This is a genomic window from Mesorhizobium sp. M0938, assembly GCF_040319125.1.
Taxonomy (GTDB): domain Bacteria; phylum Pseudomonadota; class Alphaproteobacteria; order Rhizobiales; family Rhizobiaceae; genus Mesorhizobium; species Mesorhizobium robiniae.
In genome coordinates, this window is sequence record NZ_JAMYNS010000003.1 from 210,443 (window position 1) to 225,067 (window position 14,625).

The 14,625-nt window shown below is 63.0% G+C and carries 13 protein-coding genes; 5 read left to right on the forward strand and 8 right to left on the reverse strand.

The features are described 5' to 3' along the window. Nucleotides 1–58 precede the first annotated feature (58 nt). The 5 genes from NKH73_RS06285 to NKH73_RS06305 all read right to left on the reverse strand — a co-directional run bounded on the left by NKH73_RS06285 (nucleotide 59) and on the right by NKH73_RS06305 (nucleotide 5,549). Nucleotides 59–304 (reverse strand): MoaD/ThiS family protein, encoded by a 246-nt coding sequence (locus NKH73_RS06285; RefSeq protein WP_352526126.1) that lies wholly within the window; start codon nucleotides 302–304, stop codon nucleotides 59–61. Continuing rightward, on the reverse strand, nucleotides 304–2,568 hold the full coding sequence (locus NKH73_RS06290) for a xanthine dehydrogenase family protein molybdopterin-binding subunit (protein WP_352929136.1): 2,265 nt from the start codon (nucleotides 2,566–2,568) through the stop codon (nucleotides 304–306). The genes NKH73_RS06285 and NKH73_RS06290 overlap by 1 nt, the downstream gene beginning before the upstream one ends. A 1-nt stretch (nucleotide 2,569) precedes the next feature. After that, entirely contained in the window at nucleotides 2,570–3,046 is a 477-nt protein-coding gene (locus NKH73_RS06295) for a (2Fe-2S)-binding protein (protein ID WP_352929138.1), read from the reverse strand. After that, complete coding sequence (locus tag NKH73_RS06300) at nucleotides 3,046–3,906, reverse strand: FAD binding domain-containing protein (RefSeq protein ID WP_352929140.1); 861 nt, start codon at nucleotides 3,904–3,906, stop codon at nucleotides 3,046–3,048. The genes NKH73_RS06295 and NKH73_RS06300 overlap by 1 nt, the downstream gene beginning before the upstream one ends. A gap of 98 nt (nucleotides 3,907–4,004) precedes the next feature. Further along, nucleotides 4,005–5,549: a helicase HerA-like C-terminal domain-containing protein gene (locus NKH73_RS06305; RefSeq protein WP_352929142.1), complete on the reverse strand. Its 1,545-nt coding sequence runs from the start codon at nucleotides 5,547–5,549 to the stop codon at nucleotides 4,005–4,007. A 359-nt stretch (nucleotides 5,550–5,908) separates the two neighbouring features. Here NKH73_RS06305 and NKH73_RS06310 point away from each other — a divergent pair, with 359 nt between their 5' ends. From NKH73_RS06310 to NKH73_RS06325, 4 genes are all read left to right on the forward strand, one after another. Then, complete coding sequence (locus NKH73_RS06310; RefSeq protein WP_352929144.1) at nucleotides 5,909–7,351, forward strand: methylmalonyl-CoA mutase subunit beta; 1,443 nt, start codon at nucleotides 5,909–5,911, stop codon at nucleotides 7,349–7,351. Further along, nucleotides 7,348–9,462 carry a methylmalonyl-CoA mutase gene (gene scpA / locus NKH73_RS06315; RefSeq protein ID WP_352929146.1) on the forward strand — a complete coding sequence of 705 codons (2,115 nt, stop codon included), beginning with the start codon at nucleotides 7,348–7,350 and terminating at the stop codon, nucleotides 9,460–9,462. Before NKH73_RS06310 ends, scpA begins: the two co-directional genes overlap by 4 nt. An 81-nt stretch (nucleotides 9,463–9,543) precedes the next feature. Further along, complete coding sequence (locus NKH73_RS06320; RefSeq protein ID WP_352929148.1) at nucleotides 9,544–9,765, forward strand: AbrB/MazE/SpoVT family DNA-binding domain-containing protein; 222 nt, start codon at nucleotides 9,544–9,546, stop codon at nucleotides 9,763–9,765. Then, nucleotides 9,762–10,151 (forward strand): type II toxin-antitoxin system death-on-curing family toxin, encoded by a 390-nt coding sequence (locus tag NKH73_RS06325; protein ID WP_352929150.1) that lies wholly within the window; start codon nucleotides 9,762–9,764, stop codon nucleotides 10,149–10,151. The genes NKH73_RS06320 and NKH73_RS06325 overlap by 4 nt, the downstream gene beginning before the upstream one ends. Here NKH73_RS06325 and greA read toward each other — a convergent pair. After that, entirely contained in the window at nucleotides 10,148–10,621 is a 474-nt protein-coding gene (greA, locus tag NKH73_RS06330; protein ID WP_352929152.1) for a transcription elongation factor GreA, read from the reverse strand. The two genes, NKH73_RS06325 and greA, sit on opposite strands and share 4 nt — an antisense overlap. A 117-nt stretch (nucleotides 10,622–10,738) precedes the next feature. Between greA and NKH73_RS06335 the strand changes: the two genes are divergently transcribed. After that, nucleotides 10,739–12,115 (forward strand): TIGR03808 family TAT-translocated repetitive protein, encoded by a 1,377-nt coding sequence (locus tag NKH73_RS06335; protein WP_352929154.1) that lies wholly within the window; start codon nucleotides 10,739–10,741, stop codon nucleotides 12,113–12,115. A gap of 10 nt (nucleotides 12,116–12,125) precedes the next feature. On the opposite strand, the gene NKH73_RS06340 is transcribed toward NKH73_RS06335, so the two are convergent. Together NKH73_RS06340 and NKH73_RS06345 are read right to left on the reverse strand one after the other, a co-directional pair. After that, on the reverse strand, nucleotides 12,126–13,130 hold the full coding sequence (locus NKH73_RS06340; protein ID WP_352929156.1) for an asparaginase: 1,005 nt from the start codon (nucleotides 13,128–13,130) through the stop codon (nucleotides 12,126–12,128). A 131-nt stretch (nucleotides 13,131–13,261) separates the two neighbouring features. Further along, nucleotides 13,262–14,428, reverse strand: a complete 1,167-nt coding sequence (locus tag NKH73_RS06345; RefSeq protein ID WP_352929158.1) for an acetyl-CoA acetyltransferase — start codon at nucleotides 14,426–14,428, stop codon at nucleotides 13,262–13,264. Nucleotides 14,429–14,625 lie beyond the last annotated feature (197 nt).

Consider the following 14,625-nt stretch of genomic DNA (forward strand, 5'->3'; position numbering starts at 1 on the left):
TGCTCAGCATGACAGGCCAAAATCTTGGTCGTCGATGGCAGGGAAGACGGTTGTCCAGTCATCCTCCGGCAAGACGCGGCAGTAAGAAAATTTCAGCGCCTTTTGGCAATTCCTTCGACCAGGTGTCGCGATAGATCGTACCGTCGATGGCGACGGCGATGCCGCGGTCGATCAAGGGCTCGAGGCCGGGATACTGTTCAGCCAGCTTCCTGAACAGCTCCCTTATGTCCTTTGCTTCGATCTCGACCTTGTTCTTGCCTCCGGCGGCCGCGCCAAGCGATCCCCAGAGCGTCACTTCAACCATCAGCCTGCCCGTTCGGCCTCGATCGCCGCCAGGATGCGCGGCGGTGACATCGGGATATGCGTCATCCGCACGCCCGCGGCGTTCGACACCGCATTGGCGATCGCCGCCAGCGGCGGCACGATCGATGTCTCGCCAACACCGCGCACCCCGTAAGGATGGTTGGGATTGGGGATCTCGAGGATCTGCGTGTCGATCATCGGCAGGTCCGAGCAGACCGGGATGCGATAGTCGAGGAAGCCGGCATTCTGAAGCCGCCCGTCCTTGCCGTAGATATACTCCTCGTTGAGCGCCCAGCCGATGCCTTGCGCAGCACCCCCCTGGTACTGTCCCTCCACATAGGTCGGGTGCACCGCCTTGCCAGCATCCTGGACGACGGTGTAGCGCAGCACCTTCGTGGCGCCGGTCTCGGGATCGACCTCGATATCGCAGATGTGGGTGGCGAAGGAGACGCCCGCGCCATCGGCGACGAGTTCGCTGTGGCCGGCAATCGGCCCTCCAGTTTTGCCCGACTCGGCCGCGATCTCCCTCAGCGACAGTTTTCCGAGATTGCCGTGTTTCTCGCCCTTGGCGACCGCATGACCCTGTTCCCAGGCCACGTCATCGACGGAAATGTCCCACATCTGCGCGGCGCGTTCCCGCAGGACCTTGATCGCGTTGCGGGCGGCCGAGATCGTCGCCATGGAGGACGAGAAGGTACCTCGGCTTCCGTCCGTCATATCGTTGTAACCGAGGCTGGAAGTGTCGGCGACCACCGCCTTGACCTGCTCATAGGCGATGCCGAGTTCTTCCGCGGCCACCAGCGACAGTGAGGCGCGTGAGCCGCCGACGTCGACGGTTCCGACGGCAAGCGAGACGGAGCCGTCCATGCCGATGTTGAGGTCCGTACAGGTCTGGCCGCCGAAGTTGAACCAGAAGCCGCAAGCCATGCCACGGCCTTGGTTCTTGCCAAGCGGAGCCTTCATGTGCGGATGGTTCTTCGCCGCTTCGAGCGTGGGGCCGATGCCGATCGGGCCATATACCGGGCCGTAGGACGATCTGGTGCCTTCCTGCGCGGCATTCCTGATCCGGAATTCGACCGGGTCCATGCCGATCTGCTTGGCCAGTTCGTCGATTGCGCTCTCTACCGCGAAAGCGGCCATCGGCGCTGACGGCGCGCGATAGGCGGCGGTCTTCGGTCGGTTGACCAGAACTTCGTAGCCGACCGTCTTGACGTTCTCGAGCCTGTAGCAGGCAAAGGCGGTCATGGCGCCGATCTCGGCCCACATGCCGGCATAGGGGCCGCAGGAATAGCGCAAGGTCGCCTCGGCAGCGGTGATTGTGCCATCCTTGCGGGCGCCAATCTTGATGTCGATCGAGGTGGCGCTTGTCGGCCCAGAGGCGCGGAACACCTCGTCGCGCGTCATGACCAGCTTGACCGGCCGGCCGGCCTTGCGCGACAGCGCCAGCGCGACCGGCTCGGCCCAGACATGAGTCTTGCCGCCGAAACCGCCACCGATCTCCGACGAGGTGACGCGCAGCTTGGAAGCTTCCATGCCGAGCAGCTGCGCGCAGTGCTGGCGGTAGACGAAATGGCCCTGCGTGCAGACCCAGAGATCGGCGGTGCCGTCGGAGCTGACGCTCGCGACGCAGGCATGCGGTTCGATATAGCCCTGGTGCGTTTGCTCGGTCTTGAAGGAGCGCTCGACGATGAAATCGGCCTGACCGAACCCTTCATGGATGTCGCCATGGCCAAACTGAGTGCGTTTGGTGACGTTGGAGGGCTTGACGGGCTTTTCCTCAAGGCCTTCGGTGAAGATGGCTTCGTTGAGCAAGGGCGCGGAGTGCCTCATCGCCTCGTCGACATCAATCACATGCGGCAACACCTCATAGTCGACCTCGATCAGCTTCAGCGCTTGCCTGGCTGTGCGGGCGTCGACCGCCGCGACCGCGGCCACCGCATGGCCGTCATAAAGCGCCTTCTTGCGCGCCATGCAGTTGTCGAGGATGTCGTACATGGCGGCATCGCCATCGGTGAGGTCGGGCAAGTCGGCCGCCGTGATCACCGCCTTGACGCCGGCTAGCCTTTCCGCCTTCGACGTGTCGATCCTCCTGATCGTGGCATGCGCGTGGGGGCTTCTGAGAACACGCCCGACCAGTTGCCCGGCCATATTGAAGTCGGCGCCGTAGCGGGCGCGGCCCGTCACCTTGTCGACGCCGTCGGGACGGACGGGGCGCGTGCCGACGGAAGAGAAATTGCGTCCCGAATAACGCGGATCGAAATTCATCTCAGGCTTCCTTCATCACACTGGCGGCGTCCTGGACGGCGCGCACGATCTTGTCATAGCCGGTGCAGCGGCAGAGATTCCCGGCGAGGCCGAAGCGGATTTCCTCCTCGGTCGGATCGGGGTTCTTGGCCAAAAGGTCCTTGGCGGCGATCAGGAAACCCGGCGTGCAGATGCCGCATTGCAGTGCTGCGTGCTCCAGGAACTTTTGCTGCAGCGTATGCAGCCTATCGCCATGCGCCATGCCCTCGACGGTATCGACGCGCCGGCCTTCAGCCTCCGCGCCGAGCACCAGGCACGAGCACACCAGCCGATCGTCGAGGATGATGCTGCAGGCGCCGCAATCGCCGGTACCGCAGCCTTCCTTGGCGCCCGTCAATCCCAGACGATCGCGCAACACATCGAGCAAAGTCTCGTCCGGCTGGCAAAGGTACTCGACATTGTCGCCGTTAATCGTCGTTGAAACTGCAACCCCAGCCATCATTTGCCCCCTGCACGTGCATAGGCGGTCGTGGCCGCCCGCTTGGCCAACACGCCCGCAACTTTTCTTCTGAATTCGACGGTGCCACGCTTGTCGTCAATGGGACGACACGCCCCCGAGCAGACTTTGGCGAGCCGCTCTAGCGTCGTTTCGTCCAGCTTGGAGCCGATGAGAACCTCAGCCGCCTCTTCGACCAGAAGCACCGTCGCCGCCACAGCGCCCAGCGCCAAGCGGGCCGCTTTGACGACGCCGTGCTCGTCGAGCGTCAGGTTCACGCCGGCGCTGACCACCGCGATGTCCATCTCCGTACGTGGAATGAAACGCAGATAGGCGTCGCCGGAGCGCGGCGCGCGCCCATCCAGAAGGATCGCCTCGATGATCTCTCCCTTGGCCAACGACGTCTTGCCCGGCGCGGTCGGCACGGCTTCCACTGGGATTGTGCGCTTGCCGCCCGGCCCGACAACCAACGCCTTTGCGCCGGCGGCCACCAGCGCCGGCACGCTGTCGGCGGCCGGCGAGGCGTTGCAGAGATTGCCGACGATGGTGCATCGCCCCTGTACCTGCTTCGAGCCGATCAGGTTCGCGGCTTCGACGACACCGGGCCACGCCATCTTCAAAGCCTTGCTCTCGCCCAGCACGGCGCAGGGGACTGCCGCGCCTATGCTGAAGCCATCAGCCGTTTCCCGGATTTCGCTCAAGCCTTCGATCGCCTTGATGTCGACGATCAGCTCGGGTTCGATAAAACCGCCTTTCATCCTCACCAGCAGGTCGCTGCCTCCGGCGAGAATGGCGGCTGTGCCGGACGAGCCGGTCAACTGGCCAACGGCGTCTTCGATTGAAAGCGGACGTATGTAACGCATCGTCTCCCCTTGGTTATCGCAATCTCGTCAACCGTTATAAGGAGTCTCCCCATAATGGCTACCCGGTTCTGCATTTATGGCAATTCAGCTAGGGTTTCTCAGCGGCCTCTGGAGAGGCTGCCGAGAATGCCGCGAACGATTGCTCGTCCCACGGACGAGCCGACCGAACGAACCACCGATTTGATCGCCGCCTCCGCCACCGTCTGGCGATTGGACGCGCGCCGCGCCGGTGGCCGCCCGCCGCCGGTGGTCTGCGGGGGTGGATCATCATTGCCGAAGCCCGGAATAGTCCAGCGCGAGCGGCCGCTCTCCTGCTGCTGCGCCTCTGCATCGAGAGCATCCTTGGCTTTTTTCTGCAGCATCTCGAAAGCCGATTCGCGATCGATGGTCTCGTCGTATTGCCCCGCAACCGGGCTCTCGGTGATCAGCTTGCGGCGTTCGTCAGGCGTGATCGGACCAAGGCGGGACGACGGCGGGCGAATCAATGTCCGCTGGACCATGGACGGAGCACCTTTGGCTTCCAGCGTCGAGACCAGCGCCTCGCCAGTGCCGAGCTGCGTGATCACGGTCGCGGAGCTAAAGTCGGGATTGGGCCTGAACGTGTCGGCGGCCGTCTTCACCGCCTTCTGCTCTCGCGGCGTGTAGGCGCGAAGCGCGTGCTGCACCCGGTTGCCGAGCTGGGCCAGCACCGTTTCAGGGATATCCAGCGGATTTTGGGTGACGAAATAAACGCCGACGCCCTTCGAGCGAATCAGGCGGACCACCTGTTCGACCCGGTCGATCAGCACCTTCGGCGCGTCCTCGAACAAAAGGTGCGCCTCATCGAAGAAGAAGACCAGCTTTGGCTTGTCGGGGTCGCCGACTTCGGGAAGCTCCTCGAACAGTTCCGACATCAGCCACAAGAGGAATGTCGCGTAGAGGCGGGGATTCATCATCAGCTTGTCGGCGGCAAGCACGCTGATGGCGCCACGGCCGTCGCGGGTGGTGCGCATGATATCGGCGATCCGCAATGCCGGCTCGCCGAAGAAGTTCGTCGCCCCCTGCTGCTCCAGGACCAGCAAAGTGCGCTGGATCGCGCCGACCGAAGGTTTGGTGACGTTGCCGTAGCGAGCCCCGATCTCCTGGGCGCGATCGGCAATGTTGGCAAGAAGCGCCTGCAGATCCTTCAAATCCAGCAGCAGCAGGCCTTCTTCGTCGGCAATACGAAAGGCGATGTTCATGATGCCCTCCTGCGCCTCGGAAAGGTTCATCAGGCGCGACAGAAGCAGCGGCCCCATTTCCGAGACGGTGGCGCGGATCGGATGGCCCTGCTCGCCGAACAAATCCCAGAAGATGACCGGGAACTCCTGGAATTCATACGGATCGAGCTTGATCTGCTTGGCTCGCTTGACCAGAAAATCCTGCGCCGTCCCCATCATGGCGATGCCTGACAGGTCGCCCTTGATGTCGGCACAGAAGACCGGCACGCCAGCATTGGAGAAACTTTCCGCCAATATCTGCAAGGTCACGGTCTTGCCTGTGCCGGTCGCGCCGGTGATCATGCCGTGACGATTGCCATATTGCAGCAAAAGGCGTTCGGGGCGCTGGTAGCTGTCGTCCGGCTTGCGGCTGGCTCCTATGAAAATGCTGGTGTCGTCGGCCATCTGTCCGGTCTCCGCAAACCTGAAGTGTTGAACGCCCTGACGTATTGAAACTGGTGGGGCTCGCCGCAGGTATAATGACGCCATTGCGCAGCGACAATGGCCATAGTCGAAATTGGGTTTTTGGAGCTTGCGGATTTTCCGCATGTTTGGCAATCGGTTGACGGTTCATCGTCGCAGGCGTGTTGCATTGTGATATGGGACGGGGAACCATAGACTGACGTTCCAGGCCTGTGGGCCGACAAGCGCATGACCCCGAAAATCGGAATCGATTTTCGCCGGGGATCGTGCGCAGGATCAGAAGTGCTCCAGCGTTCTTTGCTCGTCCAAAGGGCGCGCGGCGCTGTAGACGAGGAGAGCGGATGGGCGCCGGTGCCTTGAACCACGATGCCGAGCTTCCGAACCCTGACCGGCTGCGGTGGCTGGCCCTTGCGGAGAAAGCCTTAGCCGGCGGATCCTTCGAGGAAAAGCTCGTGTCCCACACGGACGATGCGATTCGCATCGAACCGCTCTACGAGCGTTCGGCCGCCGCAGAGCCTCTCGCGCGGGCAAATCCCAGGTTGCCGTGGTTCGTCAGCCAGCGTATCGACGACCCGGATATCGGCCGTGCCAAGGCGCAGGCCCTGGAAGACGTCGCACAGGGCGCCACCGGATTGTCGCTCGTCTTCGAAGGCGCGCCGAACGCGTTCGGCTATGGCCTGCCGAGGACTGCCGAGGCGCTCGAGACAGTGCTGGACGGGGTGCCGCTCAACCGCATCCAGATCCGCATCGACGCCCATCCCTGGAGCCGCGCCGTGGCCGACTGGCTGGTTGCATTTTTGAGCAAGCGCCGGTCAGACCCGGCAAAGCTAAACCTTTCCTTCGGCATCGATCCGGCGGCCATATTTGCCGGAACCGGCCGGTTGCGCATGTCGATCGAGGCGCTGCAGGCGTCGATGCCGCAATCCCTGGCGCATTTTTTTTCGATGGGCGTGCCCGGGGTTCTGCTGGAGGCGGACGGGCGCGTCTTCCACAATGCCGGCGCCACCGAAGCGCAGGAGCTGGGCACCATGATGGCTTCGGCGGTCTCCTATCTCCGGATGTTCGAAGAGGCGCGCCAGCCGCTTGTCTATGCGGCGCCCCATATCGGCTTTGCACTGAGCGTCGACCAGGACCAGTTCGTGTCGATGGCCAAGGTAAGGGCCCTGCGCAGGCTGTGGGCGCGTGTTCAGGAGGCATGCTCGATCTCCGCCTCGACCGCCAGCATCCATGCCGAGACGTCCTTCCGCATGATGACTTCGGCGGACCCGGAGACAAATATCCTGCGCACGGCAATCGCCGGCTTTGCCGCGGCGGCCGGCGGGGCCGATTCGATCTCCATCCTGCCGCATACGATCACGCATGGCTTGCCGGCGGGCTTTGCCCGCCGTGTCGCCCGCAACGCGCAACTGATCATGGCCAACGAAAGTCATATCGATCACGTCGCTGAGCCTGCTTGCGGTTCGGGCGCCGTCGAAGCGCTGACATTGAGCCTCTGCGAAGCGGCTTGGGAAGAATTCCAGCGGATCGAGGCGGAAGGTGGCGTGCTGTCCAGTCTGCAGCATGGACACATCCAGAAACGGGTTCAGGCGGCCTCCGCGCGCCGCAATGCCGCCTATCAGGCGGGCGAGCGGGCCATCATCGGCACGACGCTTCATCCGTTGAAGACCGAACGTCCGGTCGAAACGCTGGCAGCGGAACGGCGGCCCGCCTTCACCGAAGGCGTGGCGGTGTGCGAGCCGCTGTTTCCGATCCGCATCGATCAATCGATCGGAGCAGCATCATGATCCCGGATTTCAGCCAGATCGGCTGGTCGGCGCCGCGCCGGGCGCCGATCGAGATCAGGGGCCAGCGGATGACGCCGGAAGGACTGGCCGTCAAGCATTTGTACAACCAGGGCGACCTCAAGGGGCTGCCGCATCTCGACACTTATCCGGGCCTGCCGCCATTCGTGCGCGGCCCCTACCCGACCATGTATGTCCAGCAGCCCTGGACGATCCGGCAATATGCCGGCTTTTCGACGGCGGAGGAGTCGAACGCCTTTTACCGGCGCAACCTTGCAGCCGGCCAGAAGGGGCTGTCGGTCGCTTTCGACCTCGCCACGCATCGCGGCTACGACAGCGATCATCCGCGCGTTGCCGGCGATGTCGGCATGGCCGGCGTTGCCATCGATTCCATCCTCGACATGCGCCAGCTCTTCGACGGCATCCCGCTCGACGAGATGACGGTGTCGATGACCATGAACGGCGCGGTGCTGCCAATCATGGCGCTCTACATCGTGGCGGCGGAAGAACAGGGCGTTGCGCAGAAGGATCTTGCCGGAACCATTCAGAACGACATTCTGAAGGAGTTCATGGTGCGCAACACCTACATCTACCCGCCACAACCTTCGATGCGGATCGTATCAGACATCTTCTCCTACACCTCGCAGCACATGCCGAAGTTCAATTCGATTTCGATCTCCGGCTATCACATGCAGGAGGCAGGGGCGACCGCCGACCTCGAGCTTGCCTATACGATCGCCGACGGCATCGAATATGCCCGCGCCGGCGTCGCAGCAGGTCTCGATATCGACCGTTTCGCGCCACGCCTTTCGTTCTTCTGGGCAATCGGCATGAATTTCTTCATGGAGGTCGCCAAGCTGAGGGCAGCCCGCCTTTTGTGGTCGAGCCTGATGCTTAAGAATTTTGCGCCGAAGGACGAGCGCTCGCTGTCGCTGCGCACCCATTGCCAGACTTCGGGCTGGTCGCTAACGGCACAGGATCCCTACAACAACATCATCCGCACCATGATCGAGGCGATGGCGGCGACGCAGGGTCATACGCAATCGCTGCACACCAACGCCTTCGATGAGGCGATGGCGCTGCCGACGGACCATTCGGCGCGCATTGCCCGCAACACGCAGCTCATCCTGCAAAAGGAATCGGGCACCACCCGCATTATCGACCCGTGGGGAGGCTCTGCCTATGTCGAACGGCTGACGCATGACCTGGCGGCGCGCGCGCTTACCCATATCGAAGAGATCGAGAGCCTGGGCGGCATGGCCTCCGCAACCGAAAAAGGCATACCCAAGCTGCGCATTGAAGAGGCCGCCGCGCGCACGCAGGCACGGATCGATTCCGGCGAACAGATACTGGTCGGCGTCAATGCCCATCGCCCCGGGACGGACATCGAAGTCGACGTGCTGAAGATCGACAATGCCGAAGTCAGGGCCCGGCAATTGTCGAAGCTGCAAAGATTGAAAGGCACACGCGACGTCGGCGCGGTCGAGAGCGCACTGGATGCGCTGAGCCGTGCTGCGGAGAGCGGCGAAAACCTGCTGGAATTCGCCATCCGCGCCGCACGCGCCAACGCCACGGTCGGCGAGATTTCGCTGGCGCTGGAAAAGGTCTTCGGCCGCCATGTCGCCTCGGTCCAGACGATCTCCGGCATCTATCGCAAGGCACTCGGCGACAGTCCGGTGGTCGACCGGCTGCAGGACAAGATCGTGGCGTTCGAGGAGAAGTCCGGCGGCAAGCCGCGCATTCTCGTCGCCAAAATGGGACAGGACGGCCACGACCGCGGCCAAAAGGTCATCGCCACCGCCTTTGCCGATCTCGGCTTCGACGTCACTGTCGGGGCGATGTTCCAGACGCCGGAAGAGATCGCCAGGCTCGCGGTCGAGCACGACGTGCATATCGTCGGCGCTTCCTCACTCGCAGCGGGGCACCTGACGCTTATTCCCGAACTCAAGGATGCGTTGAAGAAGCTTGGCCGCGATGACATGCTGATCGTCGCCGGCGGCGTCATCCCGCCGCAGGATTACGATGCGGTGCGGCAGGCGGGTGCCGCGGAAATCTTCCCGCCGGGCACCGTCATCCCGGAAGCGGCGGAGCGGCTGATGGATCGGCTGCTCTAAGTGGGCTGACCCTGTTATAATATCCGTTGTAACGGAGAGCGGATCGCGTTATAATTTGCGTTGCAACAAGGGTGCAGCGCCGTGAACACGACTATCCGCAAGATCGGCAATTCCGAAGGCGTGATCCTGCCGAGGGAGCTTCTCGATCGTTTAAACCTGAAGGCTGGCGACCAGCTTCAAATCGTTGAAACAGGTGACGGCCTTGCGCTGAAGCCGGTGGACGATAGCTTCGAGCGGCAAATGAAAGCTGCCCGCGAGGTGATGGACAAGTACAAGATAGCGCTTCAGAAGCTCGCCGAATGAGCTGGCAATTCCTGAGCCGGCGCGCCGTGGAAGCGATGCACGCGGAGCAGCTGCGTCGGCATGGCGGCGCGCAGGGTCTGAGAGACGAGAATGCTCTCGAATCGGCGCTCGCCCGCGCCGAGAACAAAGCCAACTACGGTGATCCATCGATCGAGGATTTGGCTGCGGCCTATGTCTTCGGCATCGCCAGAAATCATGCCTTTGTCGACGGCAACAAGCGCACGGCCATCGTCGCCGCCGGCGCATTCCTGATTGTCAACGGCTATACGCTGACGGCCGACAACGGCACGATTTATGAATTCGTCATGATGGTCGCCGCCGGCGAGATCGACGAGGCCGGTGCGGCGGCTTTTTTCCGCGATCATGTCGTCAAGGTCGAGGACTAACTGGCAGTCAGCTTGACGATTTCCCATTCCTTGCCGTTCACTACGGCGATTTCACCGACCTTCTTGCCGAACAAGGCCATCGCCATGGGTGATACATGGGAAATTGTGCCCTTGGCCGGATCGGCCTCATCCTCGCCGACTATCTTCCAATGTACCTTCCGGCCGTCATCGCCTTCCAGCGTGACACCCATGCCAAAGCGAACCAGGTCGCTGCCCGGTTCCGGTAGGGAAAGCTCGGCGCTTTCACGACGCGCCGTCCAGTAGCGCAGGTCGCGCGAGATCAACGCGATGCGCTCGCGATCCGCCCTCTTCTCCGCCCTGCCCAAATCATCGCGCAGGGCAGCCAGTTCGGCGTCGATCATCGCCAGGCCGCGTTCCGTCACCAGATTGCGGTGATGGCTGATCGGCCGCTCGCCGATGCCGGCGATGGCGTTTTCGCTGTCCTCTTCGCGGGTGAAGGCTCTGCTCATCAATCAAACTTATGCCTCGCGCGGCGACTGCACAAGTCATTGCCGGCAAACGGACCGGACCGATCGGCCTGGCACTATTCCTGCGGCCCGACGACCGAACGCTGGGAATCTGTGCCGATGTTGAACAGACGAAGATTGCTTACGCAGACCGCCGGCTTTGCGGTCATGGGCCTCTCGCTCGGCAAGGCAGCGGCGGCCGGCCTGCCCGGCATCGACAATGCCTCGACGCGCGGTTCGATCAACGCTGCCGATCTCGGCGTGCGGCCCGGCGCGCTAGACGATCAGAGCAACGCCTTCGCCAGGCTGCTACGCGACGCAAACGACCGCGACATGCCGGTGTTCCTGCCTCCGGGAACCTATGTCGTATCCAACCTGTCGCTGCCCAGCCGTGTCAGGCTTTCCGGGGTGCCGGGCGCATCGCGGATCGTCTATGGCGGCAACGGCCATCTGCTCATGGCCGAACAGGCCGAGCACATCGAATTCACCGGATTGGTGTTTGACGGCACCAACCGCTGGATGGGCGACTACGCGCAAGGCCTGCTCGACCTGCGCCGCATCACGCACCTCGTCATCGACAATTGCCAGATATCAGGCAGCGGCAAGAGCGGCCTGGCGCTCGAGCACGCTTCGGGCCGTATCGAGCGCTCGGAAATATCGGGCGCCGCCGACGCCGGCATCTATTCGGTCGAAGCCGCCGGCCTGGCGATATCAGGCAACACCGTGTCCGACTGCGCCAATGGCGGCATCCTCGTGCACCGCTGGCAAGCAGCCGAGGACGGCACCATCGTCAGCGGCAACCGTGTCGAGCGCATTCAGGCGCGCAGCGGCGGAACTGGCCAGAACGGCAACGGCATCAATGCTTTCCGCGCCGGCAACGTCGTCATCTCGGGCAACATCGTCTCGGATTGCGCGTTTTCGGCGATCCGCGCCAACAGCGCCAGCAATCTGCACATCACCGGCAACACCTGCTCGCGCTCAGGCGAGACCGCCGTGTATTCCGAATTCTCGTTCGAAGGGGCGATCGTCAGCAACAACATCGTCGATGGCGCCGCCAACGGCATCTCGATCGTCAACTTCAACGAGGGCGGCCGCATGGGCGTGTGTTCAGGAAACATCGTCCGCAACCTCTCGACCAGCGGCCCCTACCCTGCCGATCCACCCGGTTTCGGCGTTGGCATCGCCATCGAGGCGGATACCACGGTTTCCGGCAATGTCGTTGAGAATGCCCCGCTCTACGGCATGAACATCGGCTGGGGGCCATTCATGCGCAATGTAGTCGCGACGGGAAACATCATTCGCAAGGCTGGAACCGGCATCGCCGTGACCGTGGTCGAGGGCGCAGGGACGGCGGTCATTTCCGACAATGTCATCGACGGCGCCCAAAACGGCGCGATCGCCGGCCACCGCTGGGCCGAGCCGGTGACCGGCGATCTCGCCTCATCAGGCAATGCCGGCTATGCGCATCTGACCGTCGAGCGCAATCATGTGAGCTGAATGCCCGTTCTCAACTCAGCGCGGCGGCAGGCCTGACAGCGCCGACCTTGGCGCCGGCCCGGCTTTCGATGGGCGGATGTGCCTGTTCGATCAGTTTCGCCGCCAGCACGCTATCGGCGCGCTGGAGTTTGGCAAGCACGGCGGCGACCATGACTTCCGCCGCACGACCAGCGCCATCATCGCATTTCATCGCGACGCCAAGGCCAAGCTCGGGAAGTCCCGCGCAATAGACGCCTTCAGCGCCGCCCTTGACAAAAGTCCGGCCGGGCGCTGCCTTCATTAGCGCGACATCAGCCCTGCCTGTGCCGGCGACCAGAAAGGGCTCGGCCATGCAGGCGGAAAGCAGCCGCTTTGCTGCCTTGGCGCGTACGGGTTCAAAGCCGACACCGGTCGCCATGCGGGCAAAGCCGAGCGCCAAGCTGCGCAGCGGCACGGCATAGGTTGGGATCGAGCAGCCGTCCGTGCCGCAATGGTCGACATCATGGGCAGCCCCGGTCACCGATTGCATCGCGTCGCGCACCATCTCCTGCGAGGCATGGCCTGATTTGACATAGCCGCGATGAGGGATGCCGGCGTGGACGCAGGTGCAGAGAAAGCCCGCATGTTTACCGGAACAATTATTGTGCAGCGCGTTCGGCAAGGTGCCGGCGCTGGCCAGCGCAACCGTCGCGTCATGGCTCGACGGCCAATGCGCGCCGCACTCAAGTGCGGTCCCGTCCAGCCCGGCCTTGGCCAGCATCGCCCGCGCCAGTTCGACATGCGCGGGCTCGCCGGAATGCGAAGCGCAGGCAAGCGCCAGTTCGCGGTCGCCGAAACCATACGCATCGGCGGCACCGCTTTCGACCAGCGGCAGCGCCTGGATCGCCTTCACCGCCGAGCGCGGGAACACCGGGCGTGCCGTATCGCCGATTTCCCAGACTGGTTTGCCGTCGGCATCGAAGACCGCAATGGCGCCACGATGTGCGCTCTCGACCACCGCGCCGCGCAAAACTTCGACCAGAACCGGATTCGTCATGATTTCCCCGCTAACGCATGACCTGGAAAAATCGGAAACCCATTTTCGAAAAGGATCATGCGCAAAATCAAAGTGTTACAGCGTCCTTTGCGCGCCCTAAAGGGTGCGCGGCGCTGTAAAGCGGGCCGCTTTTATCTGATCCGGTCGAGAATGGAAACGTAGTTGGCGACAGCGGCACCGCCCATGTTGAAGATGCCACCGAGCTTGGCGCCCGGCACCTGGATGCCGCCGGCTTCGCCGACGAGTTGCATGGCGCTCAGCACATGCATCGAGACACCGGTAGCGCCGATCGGGTGGCCTTTGGCCTTCAGCCCGCCGGACGGATTGACCGGCAGCCGGCCGTCCTTCGCCGTCTCGCCATTCAGCGCCAGTTTTGCGCCCTCGCCCGGTTTCGCCAGGCCCATCGCCTCATATTCGATCAGCTCGGCGATGGTGAAGCAATCATGCGTCTCGACGAAAGACAGATCGTCCAGCATCACGCCGGCCTTCTTCAGCGCCTGATTCCACGCATGCTCGCAGCCTTCGAAGGCCAGGATGTCGCGCTTCGACATCGGCAGGAAATCCTGCACATGCTCATTGGCGCGGAAGGCGACCGCGCGGCGCATCTTCAACGCCGTCGCGGTGTCGGCAAGGACCAGGGCGGCGGCGCCGTCCGAAACCAGCGAACAGTCGGTACGCTTCAGGGGGCCGGCAACGAATGGGTTCTTCTCGCTCTCGTGGCGGCAGAACTCATAGCCGAAATCCTTGCGCATCTGCGCATAGGGATTGTCGACGCCGTTCTTGTGGTTCTTGGCGGCGATCATGGCGAGTGCGTCCGACTGGTCGCCATAGCGCTGGAAATAGGCCTGCGCAATCTTACCGAACACGCCGGCGAAGCCCGCTGGCGTCTCACCATCCTCAGGCAGATAGGAGGCCTTGAGCAGGTTCTTGCCGATTTCGGGACCTGGCGTCGTCGTCATCTGCTCGGCGCCGACCACCAAAACGATGCGGGCGGCATTGGCGTCGATGGCGCGAATGCCTTGCCTGACTGCCGCCGAACCCGTGGCGCAAGCGTTCTCGACGCGCGTCGCCGGCTTGAAGCGCAGCCGGTCGTCGGCTTGCAGGACCAGGCTTGCGGTGAAATCCTGCGCGGAAAAGCCGGCATTGAAGTGGCCAAGCACGATCTCGTCGACCTCGTCAGGACCGATGCCGGCATGATCGAGCGCCTCGCCAGCCACCTTGGTGATGAGGCTCTCCAGCGTCTCGCCTTCGAGCTTGCCGAAGCGCGAATGCGCCCAGCCGACGATGCATGCTGTCATGGCAACCTCCATCCTGCGGGCCGGGCTACGCGATGTCGCGGCGCGCCTCAGCATTGTTCAAGTATGAACCGTTCCGACGACGTCGTGAAGGGGCCAGACCCACACAATCGCTTGATCTTGATATCTGGTCATAAGCGTCGACCTTTGCCACCAATCACGCTGGATTTTTGTTGATTGATGCGTCAATAAAAAATAAT